Source organism: Streptomyces sp. GbtcB7 (genome assembly GCF_019091445.1).
Lineage (GTDB): Bacteria > Actinomycetota > Actinomycetes > Streptomycetales > Streptomycetaceae > Streptomyces > Streptomyces mirabilis.
This window is the reverse complement of the sequence record NZ_JAGXJM010000013.1, coordinates 13,072-31,930: the sequence shown is the minus strand read 5'-3', so window position 1 is coordinate 31,930 and position 18,859 is coordinate 13,072. Positions and strand designations below refer to the sequence as shown.

The window sequence follows — 18,859 nt, the reverse complement described above, 5'->3', positions numbered from 1 at the left end:
AGCAGGGCATTTGAGGGAGTCCGGTCACCTCGCGGGCCGGGCTCCTGCCATACCGGCCGCCCGTGCGCCGTACACATGTGCCACCCTGTTGCGCGCAACAACACGCAAGGAGAGGGGAGTACGGGTGTCCGCGCCAATCCAGCTCACACGAATGCACCGGATTCTCATCGGTGTGGTCGTCGCCGGTGCGCTCGTCATCGCGGGAATCGGCTTCGCGGGTTCCTACGCGGCCGTGCGCGAGCTGGCCCTCAAGAAGGGCTTCGGGAACTTCGCGTACGTCTTCCCGATAGGCATCGACGCGGGCATCTGCGTCCTGCTCGCCCTGGACCTCCTGCTGACCTGGATCCGCATCCCCTTCCCGCTGCTGCGCCAGACGGCGTGGCTGCTGACGGTCGCGACGATCGCCTTCAACGGCGCGGCGGCCTGGCCGGACCCGCTGGGCGTCGGCATGCACGCGGTCATCCCGGTCCTGTTCGTGGTCTCCGTCGAGGCGGCCCGGCACGCGATCGGCCGGATCGCGGACATCACCGCCGACAAGCACATGGAGGGCGTCCGCCTCACCCGCTGGCTGCTCTCGCCCATCCCGACCTTCCTCCTCTGGCGCCGGATGAAGCTGTGGGAGCTGCGCTCCTACGAGCAGGTCATCAAGCTGGAGCAGGACCGCCTCGTCTACCAGGCCCGCCTCCACTCCCGCTTCGGGCGCGCCTGGCGCCGCAAGGCCCCGGTGGAGTCCATGATGCCGCTGCGCCTGGCCCGCTACGGCGTACCGCTCGCCGAGACCGCCCCCTCCGGCCTGGCGGCGGCGGGCATCGAGCCGGCCCTGCTGCCCCCGGCGCCGCAGTTGGAGGTGGCGCGCGAGCCGGAACCGACGGCACCCGTCGTACAGAGCAACGCGGCGCCTGTCCGGGAACAGCTTCCCGCCGCCGAGGCGAACGAGCCCCCCGAGCTGCCGGAGGACTACGCCGAGCCGCAGAGTCAGTGGCTTCAGGCGCGGAACCCCCAGTCCGTCGCGTATCAGGGCGACTACGACCCGACGTACGACCCGGATGTCGCGTACCGGCAGTGGTACGAGGAGCAGCAGCAGGCCGAGCAGTTCGAGGAGCAGCAGCAGTTCCGGGCTCGGCAGCAGTTCGAAGAACAGCAGCGGTTCGAGCAGCAGACGTTCCCGCAGCAGACGTTCCCGCAGCAGCGGTACGAGGAGCAGCCTGCCCCCGCTCCGGAGCCCTCTCCGGAGGACACCGGTACCTTCCCGATCCCGTCCGGCCCGGGCCGTACCCGTGAGCTGGGTGCGGGCGGCGGCTCGGAGCCGACCGAGGAGGACTACTACCTGGTCTTCAAGAAGTCGATAGACGGCAGCTATCCGACCTCGGGCCAGTTCAGGGGCGACGTGGAGGCGACGTACGGCACCACGCTCCCGCAGCGCGAGGCCGACCGCATGGTCAACCGCTTCACCAACCGCCACACGGCGGAACTCCAGGAAGACCACATCGCGTAGGCACGTCAGCGTGCACAAGAAGGGGGCGCCCGGTGTTCACCGGGCGCCCCCTTCCTCGTACAGCCGAAGGCCCTACGCGCCGAGCAGCTTGCGTACCCGGTCCTGTCCGACCGCGAGCAGCAGCGTGGGCAGGCGCGGTCCGGTGTCACGCCCGACCAGCAGGTGGTACAGCAGCGCGAAGAACGTGCGCTGGGCGACCTTGATCTCCGGCGGGAGCTCCTTGGCGGTGGCGTCGGCGGGGAAGCCGGCCTGGACCTTGGGGACGCCGTAGACGAGGTGGGTGAGGCCGTCCAGGGACCAGTTCTGCTCGAGCCCGTCGAGGAGCAGCCGCAGCGACTCGCGGCCCTGGTCGTCGAGCGACTTGAGCAGGTCGACGTCGGGCTCGTCGCGCACGACGGTGCGCTCCTCGGCCGGCACCTGGGTGTTGATCCAGGTCTCGGCCTTGTCGAGCCGGGGCCGGGCCTCGTCCAGGGAGGCGAGCGGGTTCTCGGGGTCGAGCTCGCTCAGGATCCGCAGGGTCTGGTCCTCGGCGCCGGCGGTGATGTCGGCGACGGAGGCGAGGGTGCGGTACGCCATCGGGCGCGGGGTCCTGGGCAGCTCTCCGGCGGCGGTGCCGACCGCGCGCGCGTACGCGGCGGCGTCGGCCGGGAGGACCGAGCCTTCGGCGACCTTGCCCGCGAGCTTGTCCCACTCGTCGTACAGCCGCTGGATCTCCTGGTCGAAGGCGATCTTGAACGACTGGTTGGGACGGCGGCGGGCGTACAGCCAGCGCAGCAGCTGCGGCTCCATGATCTGGAGCGCGTCGGCCGGGGTGGGCACCCCGCCCTTGCTGCTGGACATCTTGGCCATGCCGGAGATGCCGACGAACGCGTACATGGGTCCGATCGGCTGCTTGCCGCCGAAGATGCCCACGATCTGGCCGCCCACCTGGAAGGAGGACCCCGGAGAGGAGTGGTCGACCCCGCTCGGCTCGAAGATGACGCCTTCGTAGGCCCAGCGCATGGGCCAGTCGACCTTCCAGACCAGCTTGCCGCGGTTGAACTCGCTCAGCCGGACGGTCTCGGAGAAGCCGCAGGCGGAGCAGGTGTACGCCAGCTCGGTGGTCTCGTCGTCGTACGAGGTGACGGTGGTGAGGTCCTTCTCGCACTGGCCGCAGTAGGGCTTGTACGGGTAGTACCCGGCGGCCGAGCTGCCGTCGTCCTCGGCGGCGGCGCCGGAGCCTTCGGCGGCTTCGAGCTCGGCCTCGTCGACCGGCTTCTGGCCCTGCTGCTTCTTCGCGGGGCCCTTCTTGGTCCGGTACTGGTCGAGGATCGCGTCGATGTCGCCGCGGTGCTTCATCGCGAACAGCACCTGGTCGCGGTAGACACCGGAGGTGTACTGCTCGGTCTGGCTGATCCCGTCGTACTCGACGCCGAGCTCGGCCAGCGCCTCGACCATGGCGGCCTTGAAGTGCTCGGCCCAGTTCGGGTGCTCCGAGCCCTTGGGGGCGGGGACGGAGGTCAGCGGCTTGCCGATGTGCTCGGCCCAGGAGTCGTCGACGCCGGGGATGCCGACCGGGACCTTGCGGTAGCGGTCGTAGTCGTCCCAGGAGAGCAGGTGGCGCACGGTGTGCCCGCGGCGGCGGATCTCGTCGGCGACCAGGTGCGGGGTCATGACCTCGCGGAGGTTGCCGAGGTGGATCGGGCCTGAGGGGGAGAGGCCGGACGCGACAACGACCGGTTTGCCCGGGGCCCGACGCTCCGATTCCTCGATGACCTCATCCGCGAAACGGGAGACCCAGTCGGTGGTCTCGGTGCTCTGAGCCACGATCGGCACGTCCTTCTTTCTCATACGCCAGTACGGCTGACCCCACCATTCTCCCAGCTCGGGCGTGAACCGCGAAAACGGCTTTTCACCGCATGGGATACTGGCTTTCCTGTACTCAGAAACTCCCGGAACCCGAGCAGAACGGCAGCCACTCCATGGCCTCGGTCACGTCCCTCACCGCCTCCGTCCACCAGCGCCTCGCGGACGCCCTCTCGGCAGCCCTGCCGGAGGCCGGTTCCGCGGACCCGCTGCTGCGACGAAGCGACCGGGCCGATTTCCAGGCCAACGGGATCCTGGCCCTCGCGAAGAAGGCGAAGGCGAACCCGAGAGAGCTGGCGACGCAGGTCGTGGCGCGGGTCGAGTCGGGTGACGTGATCAAGGACATCGAGGTCTCCGGGCCCGGCTTCCTGAACATCACGATCACCGACAAGGCCATCACCGAGAACCTGGCCGCGCGGTACGAGGACGGCGAGCGCCTCGGTGTGCCGCCGGCCGAGAACCCGGGCACCACGGTCATCGACTACGCGCAGCCGAACGTGGCGAAGGAGATGCACGTCGGTCACCTGCGTTCGGCGGTCATCGGCGACGCGGTGGTCCAGATCCTGGAGTTCACCGGCGAGAGCGTGGTCCGGCGCCATCACATCGGCGACTGGGGCACCCAGTTCGGCATGCTCATCCAGTACCTGATCGAGCACCCGCACGAGCTGGACCACAAGGGCGAGGCGGAGGTCTCCGGCGAGGAGGCCATGTCGAACCTGAACCGGCTCTACAAGGCGGCGCGGACGCTCTTCGACTCCGACGAGGAGTTCAAGACGCGGGCGCGGCGCCGGGTGGTCGACCTCCAGGCGGGCGAGCCGGAGACCCTCGCCATGTGGCAGAAGTTCGTGGACGAGTCGAAGATCTACTTCTACTCGGTCTTCGACAAGCTGGACATGGAGATCCGAGACCCGGACGTGGTCGGCGAGTCGGGCTACAACGACATGCTGGACGAGACCTGCCGCCTCCTGGAGGAGTCGGGTGTGGCGGTCCGGTCCGACGGCGCGCTCTGCGTGTTCTTCGACGATGTGAAGGGCCCGGACGGCAACCCGGTCCCGCTGATCGTGAAGAAGTCGGACGGCGGCTACGGCTACGCGGCGACCGACCTCTCGGCGATCAGGGACCGTGTCTTCAACCTCAAGGCGAACACCCTCGTCTACGTGGTCGACGCCCGTCAGTCCCTGCACTTCAAGATGGTCTTCGAGACCGCGCGCAGGGCGGGCTGGCTGGGCGACGACGTGCAGGCGCAGCAGCTGGCCTTCGGCACGGTGCTGGGCAAGGACGGCAAGCCGTTCAAGACGCGTGAGGGCGAGACGGTCAGGCTGGTCGACCTCCTGGACGAGGCGATCGACCGCGCCACCGCCGTCGTGCGGGAGAAGGCCGAGAAGGTGGGCCTGAGCGAGCAGGAGATCGAGGAGAACGGCCGGTACGTCGGCATCGGCGCCGTGAAGTACGCGGACCTCTCCACCTCCGCCGTCCGGGACTACAAGTTCGACCTGGACCAGATGGTCTCGCTGAACGGCGACACGTCCGTGTACCTCCAGTACGCGTACGCCCGTATCCGGTCGATCTTCGGCAAGGCCGGCGACCGTACGCCGCTGGCCCACCCGGAGCTCGAACTGGCCCCGGCGGAGCGGGCGTTGGGTCTGCACCTGGACCGGTTCGGGGAGACGCTGGACGAGGCCGCCGGCGAGTACGCCCCGCACAAGCTGGCGGCGTACCTGTACCAACTGGCGTCGCTCTACACGACGTTCTACGACCAGTGCCCGGTCATCAAGCCGGCTCCCGCACAGGAGGTCGCGGAGAACCGCCTCTTCCTGTGCGACCTCACCGCCCGCACGCTCCACCAGGGCATGGCCCTGCTGGGCATCAGGACGCCCGAGCGTCTCTGATCTCCCGTAGGGCGCCGAGCCCTGCGTACCCGACCCCGTACGACCCCGTAGTACCTGATCCCGTAGGCCGCTGACGCGCCTGCGGGATCAGGCGTTTTTCCGCACCCGGACGCGCGTACACACGATCACCCGAGCGGGTACCGCTGCCTGCTCGGGACTGTTACTCACTTTCGGGTGACGGCGGAGGTCGCGGACGGGTGGCGCGGCATGGCGAAGAAGTGGCGCAGGCCAGCACTGATGCGGCCACACCCCCCGAAGAGGCGTCAACCCGACACATCTTCACAAAACGTGCGCACTACATGCGACTATCACGACAATGTCGTTGATCGGCAACGCCCCCCGATTCCGGGACGTAGCGGAGCACTTCAGTCGGCAAGCTATGCGGTGTCCGGCCAGCAGGCCGGGTGCACGAACAGCGGGCCGCCGGCACGATCCTGTCGCCATGGCCCGCCAGTACCCCAAGGGGGCACCCATGACCGCTTCGCAGACCTTCACGGCCCGTCGCCTGGCCGCCACCGCTCTGTCCGCCGCCGCGCTGGTGGGGGCAGCCGCCCTGCCGGCGGCGGCCGACGGATCCGGGCCGCGCGATTCGCGGGTGGAGATCAGCAAGGTCCAGTACGACGCCCCGGGACACGGCTCCAGGTCCAACCGCTCGCTGAACGAGGAGTGGGTGCAGATCACCAACAGCGGGCGCGAGAGCGTGAACCTGGACGACTGGACGCTGTCCAACCGTCAGGGCCGCGTCTACACGTTCCACCACCTGCGCCTGAACGGTCACTCCACCGTACGCGTCCACACCGGCGTCGGCCGTGACACCTACCGCGACGTCTACCAGGACCGCCGCAACTTCGTCTGGGACGACCGCGAGGACACCGCCACGCTCCGCAACGACCACCGTCGCGTGGTCGACACCATCTCGTGGGACGCCAGGCACCACGGTGGCGACGGTCGTCGTCACGGTGACGACGGTCGCGGCCGCGGTGACGACGGTCGTGGCCACGGCGACGACCACGGTCGCGGTCCGGGCCACGGCCACCGCTGACCCCTGGCGGGTCGAGCCCGGCGTACGGACTGCGCCTCCCTCGACCCGCGCCTGACCCTCTTCGCGCGGCGTGCCACGAACCACCTGTGGCACGTCGCGCACGTGTGCCCGGCCGTCCAGGACCTCGTGGGCGGACCCCGAGTCGCGTTGTCAGTGGCGGGCCCTAAAGTCACCGGCATGGCGACACTTCCGAACCCGCTGCCCTCGCTGGCGGCAGATCCGAGCGGGCGCGCGCTCGGCCTCGAACTCCCGCCCGGGAAACTGATCGACACGACAGACGACGGCCCCTGGCACGAGCCGTTGCTGTGGCACACCGAGGCGCCGGCCGCCCCCGGAGACTGGGCCACGCTGGGTTCCGCCCCGCGCACGGCCGGCCTGCTCCCCCTCCTCATAGACGTCGGCGGCGGCCAGGGCGGCCCGGAGGAATGGGAGTTGATGCCCGAGGAGATGTCGTATCCGGGGGATCACGACGCCGACGAGGTACTGGCGGGGTACTGGGAGGAGTACGCGGAGGACGAGCTCGAAGCCGACGCGGACCACCCCGGCAAGGAAGCGGTCACCGAACTCTTCGGTGAGGCGAAGGAGTTCGCCGAGACGATCGCGCCGCACGGCGTGCAGTGGCCCGGCCTGGCACCGGCCACCGCGCCCGAGGCGGACCCGGACGACCGGGCCACCGAGGTCGCCGACTCCCTCGCGGGCGGCGGCTCCTGGCTGAAGGAGCCGCGCCTCGCCCTGGTCCCGGCGCGCCGCAGCGCGGACATCCCGGCGGCGATCGGCTGGTCCGGTCCGTTGAACTACGAGGGCGACGTGGCCCGCCTCTGCGCGGTCCTGCGCTCCTGGGAGGACCGCTTCGGCATACGGGTCGTGGCCCTCACCTTCGACCAGCTGGTCCTGTCGGTGGCGGCCCCGCCCACGACGGCGGCCGAGGCCGAGGCGGTGGCCGCCGAGCACTTCGCCTTCTGCCCGGACAACATCACGCAGGGCGAGAGCGAGACGCTGCACGCGTACGCGGCGGACGAGGTGCTCGGCAGGCGGGTGTGGTCCTTCTGGTGGGACTGACCGGCTCCCCTGTCTACCGAAGCCCCTTCGCCAACCGCCGCAGCCCCTCGCCGATCTCGTCCGGGGTCTGAGTGACGAAGCAGAGCCGCAGCGTCGCGGGGTCGGGCTCCCCGGCGTAGAAGGGCGCGCCCGGCACGTACGCCACTCCCTGCTCCACCACTCCCCGGAGCAGGGCCGTGGTGTCGTACGACTCCGGCAGCCGCGCCCAGAGGAACATGCCGCCTTCCGGCCGGGTCCACGTGGACCCGGCCGGAAGGGCATCGGCGATACCCGCCAGCATGGCGTCGCGCCGCTCGCGGTACACGCCCGCGACCCGTGCCACATGGGCGTCGAGGTCCCGGTCGGCGAGATAACGCGCGGCGGCGAGCTGGTTGACGGTCGGGGTGTGCAGATCGGCGGCCTGCTTGGCGACGGCGCACGCCCGCAGCAGCGCGGCGGGCGCCCGCAGCCAGCCGAGCCTGAGGCCGGGCGCCATGACCTTGGAGAAGGAGCCGAGCAGCACGGTCCGGTCCTGGGCACCGTCGTACGAGGCGATCCACGGCACCCGCTCGCCCTCGAAACGGAGCTCACCGTACGGGTCGTCCTCGACGATCCACACCCCGCACCGGGCGGCGACGGACGCGACGGCGGCCCGGCGCTCACCCGCCATGGTCCGGCCGGTCGGGTTCTGGAAGGTCGGCACGGTGTAGAGCAGCTTGGGCCGCTCACGAGTGACAAGCTCCTCGAGCGCGTCCGGATCGATCCCGCCCCCGTCCGCCGGCACCGCGACCACCCGCGCCCCGGCGAACGCGAACGCCTGGAGTGCCGCCAGATAACAGGGGCTTTCGACGAGTACGGTGTCGCCGGGCTCGACCAGGGCGGTGGCGAGCAGCGAGAGCGCCTGCTGCGATCCGGTGGTGACAAGTACGTCGTCCGCGTCCGTCGGCAGCCCGCGTGCGGTGGTCCGCTCACCGAGGGCTGCCCGCAGGACGGGCTCGCCCTCGGTGGTCGAGTACTGCAGCGCCCGCTCGGGCTCGTGGGCGAACACGTCACGGAACGCTGCGGCGATCCCCTCCGCGTCGAACAGCTCCGGTGCCGGCAGCCCGCCCGCGAAGTTGATCACCTCCGGCCGCGCGGTCACCGCGAGGATCTCCCGTACCGGCGACCCACCGATCGCGGTGGCCCGCGCGGCGAGTGGCGGCACGGCTTGGGTGATCCCGAGACCGGTCACAAGACGACTCCTTCTCCTACGGCTCCCACAACCTCTGGTTCGCCACCCTAAGGAGACACCTGCGCCCTACACCGGCCAGTTCCGCGATACGGACACGAAGGACTTCGCTCGCTGAAGACGCAGGCCGGCCGAAGTCTTGTAGGGGCGCGGGGAACTGCGCGCCCAGCCCCCACCCGCCCGCAGGCAGCGAACGCGCCCGGGGGGTCTGGGGGCGGAGCCCCCAGGGTGGGACGGGTAGGGGCGGCGGGGGCGGGAGTCAGGGCTTGATGCCCGCCACCCCGTACACATTGATGTCCGCGTCCGTCACGTCATTGATGTCGCGATAGCGGATCTTCTCGATGTCGTCGAGGCTGGCGAAGTACGCGGGATCCACCTTCTCGGGCAGCGGAGCCGCACCGTCGGGCCGCCAGCGGTGCACGGGCACGACACCCGGCTCCTCCACCTCGAGCCCGTTCTCCGTGAAGAACCGCTCCACCTCGGCCCTGGACCGCAGCACGAACGTGAACCCCCGCTCGGTGAACGTCCGTTGAACCGCCCGAATGTTCTCCGCGTTGAGATCCTCGGTGAGGTGGCTGAGCACGAGCCGGCTGCCCGAAGGCAACGCCGCCACCAGCTCACGCACGATCGGATAGGCCGCCTCGTCCTCGATGAAGTGCAGGATCGCCACCAGCACGAGCGCGATCGGCTGCTCGAAGTCGAGGGTCTTCGCGGCCTCTTCGAGTATCCGCGCGGGCTCCTCGAGGTCCGCGTCGATGTAGTCCGTCTGCCCCTCGGGCCCGCTGGTGAGCAACGCACGCGCGTGAGCGAGCACAACGGGGTCGTTGTCGACGTACACGACCCGCGACTCCGGAGTGATCCGCTGCGCGATCTGGTGGACGTTCTCCTGCGTCGGCAACCCGGTACCGATGTCCAGGAACTGGCGGACACCCGCTTCCTGGGTCAGCGTGGTGACCGCCCTGCGCAGGAAGTCCCGGTTGTGCCGTACGTCGAGGTACCCCCGCGGATTGGCCACGATGGCCGCGGCGGCCGCGGACCGGTCGACCGGGTAGTTGTCCTTGCCCCCGAGGAAGACGTCGTAGACGCGCGCCGGGTGCGCCTTGGTGGTGTCGATCCTCCTTCTCAGCTCGGCGGGGTCCTGGCTGAGAGCATCACCGGGCATAAAGCCTCTCCCTGGAGAGTCGCGTCATTCAACGGGCAACAACGTAACTCCCAGGGGGACTTGATAGTGCCCGTCTCCTGGCTAACCTGTCGCGGCCGTCTTCCACTCGCTGCCGCCCAGCGGATAGTCGTACGCGGGCCGCCCCACATTCCCGCTCGTCCGGAACGGCTTCCCGTTGTCGTCGATACGCACCGTGCCGCTGCGCGCTCCGCTGGACCAGTCGAGCTCCAGGTACCAGCTCACGTCGTGCGCCCGCGCGTCCGCGAAGACATAGAAGACCTCGGGATCGGACTCGCTGACCTTGTAGGGGAAGTCCCGCTGCCCGGCCTTGGGCGTGGTCACGGGCCGCCCCGCGTCGAGATCCACGGCGAACGACTTCGTCTCCACGCCGCCGCCGCAGCCGACGCCCATCGCATAGTCGTTCCAGGCGAGCGGCGCGTCCTTCCCCACCACCCGCACGTGCAGCCCCTCCAGGACCACGGTGGCCTTCCCCGTCCCCTGCACGGTCAGCGCGAGCATCTGCTCCTGACCGGCGACCCCGCCGAGCGCCGTGACCCACCCGCGCGCGTCCGACTCGTTCGGCGGCGGGGGCACCCGCTCGGCCTCCCGGTTCACCAGGTAGTGCTGGCTGCACGGGCCGTCCCACTTGTACGGGTTGGCGGCCACGAGGGGCGCGGTGGCGCCGTCGGCGACGTCCTGGCCCGTACCGCCACCCGCCGTCGAGACGGACGCCTCGGGCCCACCACCGTGCGAGGCGGAGACGGAGGCGCTGACCGAGGCGGACGGCTCCCGGTGCTTGCCGTCGGCCGACGCCGTCCCCCGCGAACTCTCCCGGGGACCGGACGACGCGGCGGCCCCCACGACCTCCCGCCCCCCGCTCCCGTCACCCTTGCCGTCCGGCACGAACCGCACCGCGAGCGCGGCGGAGGCGAGCACCGCGACGACGGCGACCGAGGCGAGGAGGACCGTACGCCGTCGCCGCCCCCCGCTCGGGGCCTCGCCCGAGGGCCCGCCGACAACCTCCGAAGCCACACCCGGCTCCCCCGTGGAGCCCTCCGCCCCCACCGGCGTCACGGACACCGCGCCCGTCACGGACGCCGCCTCCATCACGGACTCCACAGGCGCCACATCCGTCACGGGCGCTGCGGGCACCCCCTTCTGTCCCCGCAGCACATCCGCCCGCACCCACCGCCGATGCAGCTCCACCAGTTCCTCGGGAGTCGCCCCGCACACACGCGCGAGCCGCTCCACGGGTGCGTAGTCCGTCGGTACGGCGTCCCCGTTGACGTACCGATGCAGCGTGGACGTACTCACGTGCAGCCGCTTCGCGAGCACCCCGTAACTGAGTCCGGACCGCTCCTTCAGCTCCCGCAGCAGCCCCGCGAACTCGTCCCCGTCCACCGTTCCTCCATCCCCCGCGTCCCGGTCCGCGTTCCAGGGGGACGATATTCCCCCTGGTCAGACCCCCTACGAACGTTCCGGTGTCCCGTATCCCCCGGCAACCGTGGCGCCCGGGACGGATCAACCGACAAGCTGTGGTCATCCAAGCACGCCGCTCCCCTCGACCGGTCGAGCGGCTACCGACCAGCCACACCCACAGGGGGATCACCCATGTCCGCACGCACCGCCCGCACCCGCCTCCTCGCCGCCACGACGGTCGCGCTCGCCGCGCTCGCCCTCACGGCGTGCGACAACGGAAAGGGCGTACGTGACGAGGGTCCGTCCGCCGCGTCCCATTCCTCGTCGCAGCCGACCGGGTCCACGGCCGCCGGCGGTACGAGGGCGAAGCCGGCGGGTGAGACGGGGGGCTCGACGGCCGCCCCCAAGAGCACCACCACGCCGGGCACCACCACGGCCGGCACCAGCGGCGGCTCCGGCTCCTCCGGCAAGAACGGCTCAGGCACCTCGGCCACGCGGAACCCTGCCTGCAACGGCGCCAACACCAAGACCACCGCGACCGAGGTCTCCCGCCCCCTCAACCACCTTCTCCTCACCGTCACCAACACCGGTGCGAAGAACTGCGATCTGACCGGGTACCCGATCGCCCGCTTCGGCGAGGCCCAGTCGGTCCCGCCGGTCGCCGAGTCGACCCACCCCCAGGCGGTCGTCACGCTGGCCCCTGGCGAGTCCGGCTACGCGGGCATCCTGCTCTCGGCCGCCGACGGCAGCGGCGGTAACGGCTACACGGCCAAGACCCTCGTCGTCGGCTTCGCCAAGGGCAGCGGCGCGACCCCGGCCCTCCCGGCGAAGGGCGTGTACGTGGACGACAAGCTCACGGTGACGTACTGGCAGCAGAGCCTGGACGACGCGCTGGCCTACTGAGCGGCTGCCGGGCCCTGTCGGAGCTTCTGCGCGACCTCGGTGGCCCAGTAGGTAAGAATGTTCTGGGCGCCGGCCCGCCTGATGCCGGTCAGCGCCTCCAGGATCGCCTTGTCGCGGTCGATCCAGCCCTTCTCGGCCGCCGCCTCGATCATCGAGTACTCGCCGGAGATCTGGTAGGCGGCCACGGGCACGTCGACGGCGTCCGCGACCCGCGCCAGGATGTCCAGATACGGTCCCGCCGGCTTCACCATCACCATGTCGGCCCCCTCCTCCAGATCGAGGGCCAACTCCCGCAGGGACTCCCGCACATTGGCGGGGTCCTGCTGGTACGTCTTGCGGTCGCCCTTCAGCGAGGAGGCCACGGCCTCCCGGAAGGGCCCGTAGAAGGCGGAGGAGTACTTCACGGTGTAGGCGAGGATGGCGACGTCCTCGCGCCCGATCTGGTCCAGGGCGTCCCGGATGACCCCGATCTGACCGTCCATCATCCCGCTGGGCCCCACCACGTGGGCCCCGGCGTCGGCCTGGACCTGGGCCATCTCGGCGTACCGCTCCAGGGTCGCGTCGTTGTCGACGCGGCCTTCCGCGTCGAGCACTCCGCAGTGCCCGTGGTCGGTGGTCTCGTCGAGACACAGATCGGACATGACGAGCAGTTCGTCGCCGACCTCGGCGCGCACGTCACGGAGGGCGACCTGCAGAATCCCGTCCGGGTCGGTCCCGGGGGTTCCGACGGCGTCCTTCTTCGCGTCCTCCGGCACGCCGAAGAGCATGATCCCGGAGATCCCGGCCTCCACGGCCTCCAGCGCGGCCTTCTTCAGGCTGTCGCGCGTGTGCTGCACGACGCCGGGCATCGCCGCGATGGGAACCGGCTCGCTCACGCCCTCCCGCACGAACGCGGGGAGGATGAAGTCGGCGGGGTGCAGCCGGGTCTCGGCGACCATGCGCCGCATGACCGGCGTCGTACGCAGCCGCCGCGGCCGCGTACCGGGGAAGGATCCGTACTTCGTCATGCCCTCTACGCTACGCCCGCCCCACGACCCCCCTTGCCGACACCGTGCCGGTACCCGATTCGTTCGACTGACGGACGATGGGGCATGGGGCACATGGGGCATGGGGGGCAGCCCCGGCCCCAGGGGCGCGGGGAACTGCGCGCCCAGCCCCCACCACCCGCAGCCGAAAAGCACGCGGGGGTATGAGGGGCAGAGCCCCCATACCCCCTACGCACACCTATGTCGCACGCCTACGTCGTACGACGCCTCCGCGCCCCCGGCCGACGCTCACTCGGCCGAGTAACCGGATCCCCCGCCTCCGCGGCGGCGGCCCGGCGCCGGAGACCGAAGTCCGCCAACGCCTCGGCCAGCTTGTGCACGGACGGCTCCGGAGCCATCACATCGACCCGCAGCCCGTGTTCCTCCGCCGTCTTGGCGGTGGCCGGACCGATACAGGCGATCACCGTCACGTTGTGCGGCTTGCCCGCGATGCCCACGAGATTGCGTACGGTCGAGGACGACGTGAAGAGCACGGCGTCGAAACCGCCCCCCTTGATCGCCTCCCGCGTCTCCGCCGGCGGCGGCGAGGCCCGTACGGTCCGGTAGGCCGTGACGTCGTCGACCTCCCAGCCCAGGTCGATGAGCCCCGCGACCAGCGTCTCGGTGGCGATGTCGGCCCGCGGCAGGAACACCCGGTCGATCGGGTCGAACACCGGGTCGTACGGCGGCCAGTCCTCCAGAAGACCCGCGGCCGACTGCTCACCGCTCGGCACCAGATCCGGCTTCACGCCGAAGGCGACCAGCGCCTTCGTCGTCTGCTCGCCCACCGCCGCGACCTTGATCCCGGCGAAGGCCCGCGCGTCGAGCCCGTACTCCTCGAACTTCTCCCGCACGGCCTTGACCGCGTTCACGGAGGTGAAGGCGATCCACTCATAGCGGCCCGTCACCAGGCCCTTGACCGCGCGCTCCATCTGCTGCGGCGTCCGCGGCGGCTCGACGGCGATCGTCGGCACCTCGTGCGGCACGGCTCCGTAGGACCGCAGTTGGTCGGAGAGCGAGGCCGCCTGCTCCTTCGTCCGCGGGACGAGCACCTTCCAGCCGAACAGCGGCTTGGACTCGAACCACGAGAGCTGCTCACGCTGAGCCGCGGCGGAACGCTCACCGACCACGGCTATCACCGGGCGCCCACCGTCCGGGGACGGCAGCACCTTCGCCTGCTTCAGGGTCTGGGCGATCGTCCCGAGAGTGGCCGACCAGGTCCGCTGACGCGTCGTCGTACCGGCGATCGTCACCGTCATCGGCGTGTCCGGCTTGCGACCGGCCGCGACCAGCTCGCCCGCGGCGGCGGCCACGGAGTCCAGCGTCGACGAGACGACGACCGTCCCGTCCGACGCCCCGACCTCGGTCCAGCACCGGTCGGAGGCCGTACGCCCGTCGACGAACCGCACGTCGGCGCCCTGCGCGTCACGCAGCGGCACACCGGCGTACGCGGGCACGCCCACGGCCGCGGCGACACCCGGCACGACCTCGAACGGCACGCCCGCGGCGGCGCATGCCAGCATCTCCTCGGCGGCGTACGTGTCGAGCCCGGGGTCACCGGACACCGCACGCACGACCCGCTTGCCGCCCCGCGCGGCCTCCATGACAAGATTGGCAGCGTCCCTCAACGCGGGGTCACCAGCGGTCGTTGACACGGCGTCAACAACCGCTAGTTGAGGCGTGCCTGTGCCCGGATACGTACTGGAAGACGTGCCCAAAGGCGTCCCCCCGTCCGTATTCGTACTCAGTACGGCGACGCCTTGTCTGGCATGGACGCGGACCATGTCGAGTACCTCGTACTCGGCGACGAGAACATCCGCGTTCGCCAGCGCCTCGACGGCGCGCAGTGTCAGTAGTCCCGGATCTCCGGGTCCGGCACCGAGGAAGGTGACGTGCCCGTGTTCGGGACCGGCGGGAAGGGTGGTGGGGCTCAATGTGCTCGCTCCCCCATCAGACCGGCCGCGCCCTTGGCAAGCATCTCGGCGGCGAGTTCACGGCCGAGCGCCATTGCTTGGTCATGTGTCTCGGGCACGGGACCGGTGGTGGACAGCTGCACCAGCGTCGTGCCGTCGGTCGTGCCGACGACGCCGCGCAGGCGCATCTCCTTGACAATCTGCCCGTCGGCCAAAAGGTCGGCGAGAGCACCCACGGGTGCGCTGCAGCCGGCCTCCAGGGCGGCGAGCAGGGACCGCTCGGCGGTCACGGCGGCCCGGGTGAACGGGTCGTCGAGTTCGCCGAGCGCGGCGACGAGATCCGCGTTGTCCGCGGCACACTCGATCGCCAGTGCCCCCTGGCCGGGGGCGGGCAAAACGGTGTCGACGGACAGGAAGTCCGTCACGTCCTCGGTCCGCCCGAGGCGGCCCAGGCCGGCGGCGGCGAGCACGACGGCGTCGAGCTCCCCGCTGCGTACGTATCCGATCCGCGTGTCGACGTTCCCACGGATCGGGACCGTCTCGATCGTCATCCCGTGGTTACGGGCGTACGCGTTCAGCTGGGCCATCCGGCGCGGCGAACCGGTGCCGACGCGCGCGCCGTCCGGAAGCTCCTCGAAGCGCAGCCCGTCGCGGGCGACGAGCACGTCGCGCGGGTCCTCGCGCAGCGGCACGGCGGCCAGCGCGAGCTCGTCGGGCTGCCCGGTCGGCAGGTCCTTCAGGGAGTGCACGGCGAAGTCGATCTCGCCGAGCAGCAGCGCCTCGCGCAGCGCGGTCACGAAGACGCCCGTGCCGCCGATCTGGGCGAGGTGCTCACGGGAGGTGTCGCCGTACGTCGTGATCTCCACGAGCTCGACGGGCCTGCCGGTCACCTGGCTCACGGCCTGCGCCACCAGCCCGGACTGGGCCATGGCGAGCTTGCTGCGCCTGGTCCCCAGCCTCAGTGCCGCCTTCTCATCTGGTCGCCCTTGGGGCGCTCCAGCCTGCCCCTGCGGCGCACGTGGCTCACGTGGCTCACTCATGCTCGCCCTCGGTTCTTGGCGTTCTCGTTGTTGTTCTCGGCCCGCGAGACGGAGGCGACCGTCTCGGGGTCCAGGTCGAACAGGGTTCGCAGCGCGTCCGCGTACCCGGCGCCGCCGGGTTCGGCGGCGAGTTGCTTGACCCGTACGGTCGGCGCGTGCAGCAGCTTGTCGACGACGCGCCGCACGGTCTGCGTGATCTCGCCCCGCTCCTTGTCGTCGAGGTCCGGCAGCCGCCCGTCGAGCCGCGCGATCTCGCTCGCGACGAGGTCGGCGGCCATGGTGCGCAGCGCCACGACGGTGGGGGTGATGTGGGCGGCCCGCTGGGCGGCGCTGAAGGCGGCCACCTCGTCGGAAACGATCCTCCGCACCTGGTCCACGTCCGCCGCCATCGGCGCGTCCGCGGACGCCTCGGCCAGCGACTCGATGTCGACGAGCCGCACGCCGAGCAGCCGGTGCACGGCCGCGTCGATGTCACGGGGCATGGCGAGGTCCAGCAGCGCGAGCACGGGCGCGGGCCGGGGGGCCTCGGCGACCGGCTCGGGCCTGCGGCGCTCGGGCACCCGGCCGACGGTGGCGACGGCCAGGACGAGCGCGGCGATGGCGTCGGCGTCGGCCTCCGGGTCGAGTACGGCCGCCCCGCGCGGGGCACGGGCCGCGACGTCGCCCTTGTCCACCCAGGCCGCGTGCTGCTCCAGCTCGGCGGCGGCCATTCCGGCGACGGCGGCCTCGCCGAGCACGGAGAAGCCGGCCGTGCCCTGCACGGCGGACAGGTCGAGCGGACAGTCCTCGTCGGTGCCGAGACTGGTGGGAGCAAGCTGCGCCTGGTCGCCCACGACCGCGGACGACGCCGTACGAGCGGAGCCGGCACCGCGCACGGCGGGCTTCGCCGCGGGCTCGGCCGTGGCCACGGACTCTCCCGTACGTCCCTCCACGGCTGCCGCGACCGACTCGGCCGTCAGGACGAGCCCGGTGGCGCCGGTGCACGAGATGGCGATGTCGGCACGTGTCAGCTCGACCGGCACCGAATCCATCGGTACCGCGCGGGCCAGCACGTCCGTGTCGCCGCCCTCGTTCTCGTTGAGGATCTGAACGAGCCGCTCCGCGCGGTCCGGGGTGCGGTTGGCGATGACGATCTCGGAGACTCCCGCGCGCGCGAGTGTCGCCGCGGCCAGCGAGGACATCGAGCCCGCGCCGATGACGAGGGCCTTCTTGCCCTTGGCCCAGGCGTCGACGGCGGTGCCGGCCGACAGCTGCTGGAGGCCGAAGGTGACGAGGGACTGCCCGGCGCGGTCGATGCCGGTCTCGGAGTGCGCGCGCTTGCCGACCCGCAGCGACTGCTGGAGCAGGTCGTTCAGCAGCCGGCCCGCGGTGTGCGTCTCCTGCGCGGTGGCGAGCGCGTCCTTGATCTGGCCGAGGATCTGGCCCTCGCCCACGACCATCGAGTCGAGCCCGCAGGCCACCGAGAAGAGGTGGTGGACGGCCCGGTCCTCGTAGTGCACGTAGAGGTGGGGGGTGAGCTCGTCGAGGCCGACCCCGCTGTGCTGGGCGAGCAGCGTGGACAGCTCGGCGACGCCCGCGTGGAACTTGTCCACGTCGGCGTACAGCTCGATGCGGTTGCAGGTGGCGAGCAGCGTGGCCTCGGCGGCCGGTTCGGCGGCGACCGTGTCCTGCAGCAGCTTGATCTGGGCGTCCGCGTTCAGCGTGGCCCGCTCCAGGACGCTGACCGGGGCGCTGCGGTGGCTCAGCCCGACGACGAGGAGACTCATGCCGGCATCACGGCGGGGACGTCCCCGTCAGGACCTTTGCCGTTGTCCCCCTGGGCGGCCTGGGCCACGGCGGCGGCACCGGCCTGGGCCTCGGCCTCCTCGCCGGCCTTGCGCTGCTCGTGGAAGGCGAGGATCTGCAGCTCGATGGAGAGGTCGACCTTGCGCACGTCGACGCCGTCCGGGACGGACAGGACGGTCGGCGCGAAGTTGAGGATGGAGGTGACTCCGGCCGCGACGAGGCGGTCGCAGACCTGCTGGGCCACGCCCGGAGGGGTGGTGATGACGCCGATGGAGACGCCGTTCTCGTCGATGATCTTCTCGAGGCCGTCGCTGTGCTGCACGGCGATCCCGGCGACCTGCTTTCCGGCCATCTCCTGATCGGCGTCGATCAGCGCGGCGACCCGGAAACCACGGGAGGCGAACCCGCCGTAGTTGGCCAGCGCGGCGCCGAGGTTACCGATACCGACGATCACTACTGGCCAGTCCTGGGTCAGGCCCAGCTCACGGGAGATCTGGTACACGAGATACTCGACGTCGTACCCCACACCACGCGTCCCGTAGGAGCCGAGGTAGGAGAAGTCCTTGCGCAGCTTCGCGGAGTTGACCCCCGCCGCGGCCGCGAGCTCCTCGGAGGAGACCGTGGGTACCGAGCGCTCCGACAGTGCGGTGAGGGCTCGGAGGTACAGCGGAAGCCGGGCGACGGTGGCCTCGGGAATCCCTCGGCTGCGGGTCGCCGGTCGGTGAGTTCGGCCAGTTGCCACGGTGCTCCTGCGGGTAGCGCGGGGCTGCAGGCGGTCACACGTACCTAGACCGCCCCGTCGAATGCAGGCTATGTCTTTGTGAACGCGTGCACAAAGATGGTGTCCGATTTGCCCGGGCAACGTGACGGGGGTCACGCACGCCCGGCGCGCCTGTATGGAACCGGCGCGCGCACCGCTTCGTTCCGCTCCTGAAGGGGGCAAAACCGCACACTCTCCTCAACGAACCCCGCCCCCGAGACCAATCGCCGTCGATCCTAGGCGACTTTCCGGACCCGTTGGACTCACCGGTCAGGACGGGGTCCGGACCCGATCACGGCACAATCCGGACGGAAC

Annotated in this window: 14 protein-coding genes; 5 read left to right on the top strand and 9 right to left on the bottom strand. The window is 70.9% G+C overall.

All coding sequences use genetic code 11. The features are described from left to right. The first annotated feature begins 151 nt into the window (after window positions 1-151). Entirely contained in the window at window positions 152-1,495 is a 1,344-nt protein-coding gene (locus KVT44_RS21855) for a DUF2637 domain-containing protein (protein WP_190170095.1), read from the top strand. Between the two features lie 72 nt (window positions 1,496-1,567). On the opposite strand, the gene lysS is transcribed toward KVT44_RS21855, so the two are convergent. Next, the gene (gene lysS, locus KVT44_RS21850; protein WP_217568219.1) at window positions 1,568-3,310 is read right to left on the bottom strand and encodes a lysine--tRNA ligase; all 1,743 of its coding nucleotides are present in this window, start codon (window positions 3,308-3,310) and stop codon (window positions 1,568-1,570) included. A 146-nt stretch (window positions 3,311-3,456) separates the two neighbouring features. On the opposite strand from lysS, the gene argS reads away from it, so the two are divergent. From argS to KVT44_RS21835, 3 genes are all read left to right on the top strand, one after another. Continuing rightward, entirely contained in the window at window positions 3,457-5,229 is a 1,773-nt protein-coding gene (gene argS, locus KVT44_RS21845; RefSeq protein WP_099921277.1) for an arginine--tRNA ligase, read from the top strand. 472 nt (window positions 5,230-5,701) lie between these two features. After that, entirely contained in the window at window positions 5,702-6,271 is a 570-nt protein-coding gene (locus tag KVT44_RS21840; protein WP_217568218.1) for a lamin tail domain-containing protein, read from the top strand. 177 nt (window positions 6,272-6,448) lie between these two features. Further along, entirely contained in the window at window positions 6,449-7,330 is an 882-nt protein-coding gene (locus tag KVT44_RS21835) for a DUF4253 domain-containing protein (RefSeq protein ID WP_217568217.1), read from the top strand. 13 nt (window positions 7,331-7,343) lie between these two features. Here the strand turns inward: KVT44_RS21835 and KVT44_RS21830 are convergent, their stop codons facing one another. The 3 genes from KVT44_RS21830 to KVT44_RS21820 form a co-directional block, all read right to left on the bottom strand. Then, a complete protein-coding gene (locus KVT44_RS21830) occupies window positions 7,344-8,540 on the bottom strand; it encodes a PLP-dependent aminotransferase family protein (RefSeq protein ID WP_099921280.1) in 1,197 nt (398 codons plus the stop codon). Window positions 8,541-8,796: 256 nt separating this feature from the next. Then, window positions 8,797-9,699, bottom strand: a complete 903-nt coding sequence (locus tag KVT44_RS21825) for an SAM-dependent methyltransferase (protein WP_217568216.1) — start codon at window positions 9,697-9,699, stop codon at window positions 8,797-8,799. Between the two features lie 81 nt (window positions 9,700-9,780). After that, on the bottom strand, window positions 9,781-11,100 hold the full coding sequence (locus KVT44_RS21820) for a helix-turn-helix transcriptional regulator (RefSeq protein ID WP_217568215.1): 1,320 nt from the start codon (window positions 11,098-11,100) through the stop codon (window positions 9,781-9,783). A 210-nt stretch (window positions 11,101-11,310) separates the two neighbouring features. Between KVT44_RS21820 and KVT44_RS21815 the strand changes: the two genes are divergently transcribed. Then, window positions 11,311-12,021, top strand: a complete 711-nt coding sequence (locus KVT44_RS21815) for a DUF4232 domain-containing protein (RefSeq protein ID WP_217568214.1) — start codon at window positions 11,311-11,313, stop codon at window positions 12,019-12,021. On the opposite strand, the gene hemB is transcribed toward KVT44_RS21815, so the two are convergent. The 5 genes from hemB to KVT44_RS21790 form a co-directional block, all read right to left on the bottom strand. Beyond that, window positions 12,015-13,028, bottom strand: coding sequence for a porphobilinogen synthase (hemB, locus tag KVT44_RS21810; protein ID WP_099921284.1), 1,014 nt, complete (start codon window positions 13,026-13,028; stop codon window positions 12,015-12,017). The genes KVT44_RS21815 and hemB overlap by 7 nt on opposite strands. 230 nt (window positions 13,029-13,258) lie before the next feature. Then, a complete protein-coding gene (locus KVT44_RS21805; protein ID WP_075033735.1) occupies window positions 13,259-14,980 on the bottom strand; it encodes a uroporphyrinogen-III synthase in 1,722 nt (573 codons plus the stop codon). After that, window positions 14,977-15,999, bottom strand: coding sequence for a hydroxymethylbilane synthase (hemC, locus tag KVT44_RS21800; RefSeq protein ID WP_097285722.1), 1,023 nt, complete (start codon window positions 15,997-15,999; stop codon window positions 14,977-14,979). The genes KVT44_RS21805 and hemC overlap by 4 nt, the downstream gene beginning before the upstream one ends. Next, window positions 15,996-17,765, bottom strand: a complete 1,770-nt coding sequence (locus tag KVT44_RS21795; RefSeq protein ID WP_099921294.1) for a glutamyl-tRNA reductase — start codon at window positions 17,763-17,765, stop codon at window positions 15,996-15,998. Before KVT44_RS21795 ends, hemC begins: the two co-directional genes overlap by 4 nt. After that, the gene (locus KVT44_RS21790; protein ID WP_217568213.1) at window positions 17,762-18,526 is read right to left on the bottom strand and encodes a redox-sensing transcriptional repressor Rex; all 765 of its coding nucleotides are present in this window, start codon (window positions 18,524-18,526) and stop codon (window positions 17,762-17,764) included. Before KVT44_RS21790 ends, KVT44_RS21795 begins: the two co-directional genes overlap by 4 nt. Window positions 18,527-18,859 lie beyond the last annotated feature (333 nt).

Excerpts from the sequence above, each read along its gene's own strand:
- KVT44_RS21855 (WP_190170095.1), top strand. The coding sequence starts at position 152 with ATGCACCGGATTCTCATCGGTGTGGTCGTCGCCGGTGCGCTCGTCATC.
- argS (WP_099921277.1), top strand. The coding sequence starts at position 3,457 with ATGGCCTCGGTCACGTCCCTCACCGCCTCCGTCCACCAGCGCCTCGCG.
- KVT44_RS21840 (WP_217568218.1), top strand. The coding sequence starts at position 5,702 with ATGACCGCTTCGCAGACCTTCACGGCCCGTCGCCTGGCCGCCACCGCT.
- KVT44_RS21835 (WP_217568217.1), top strand. The coding sequence starts at position 6,449 with ATGGCGACACTTCCGAACCCGCTGCCCTCGCTGGCGGCAGATCCGAGC.
- KVT44_RS21825 (WP_217568216.1), bottom strand. The coding sequence starts at position 9,699 with ATGCCCGGTGATGCTCTCAGCCAGGACCCCGCCGAGCTGAGAAGGAGG.
- KVT44_RS21815 (WP_217568214.1), top strand. The coding sequence starts at position 11,311 with ATGTCCGCACGCACCGCCCGCACCCGCCTCCTCGCCGCCACGACGGTC.
- hemB (WP_099921284.1), bottom strand. The coding sequence starts at position 13,028 with ATGACGAAGTACGGATCCTTCCCCGGTACGCGGCCGCGGCGGCTGCGT.
- hemC (WP_097285722.1), bottom strand. The coding sequence starts at position 15,999 with ATGAGTGAGCCACGTGAGCCACGTGCGCCGCAGGGGCAGGCTGGAGCG.
- KVT44_RS21795 (WP_099921294.1), bottom strand. The coding sequence starts at position 17,765 with ATGAGTCTCCTCGTCGTCGGGCTGAGCCACCGCAGCGCCCCGGTCAGC.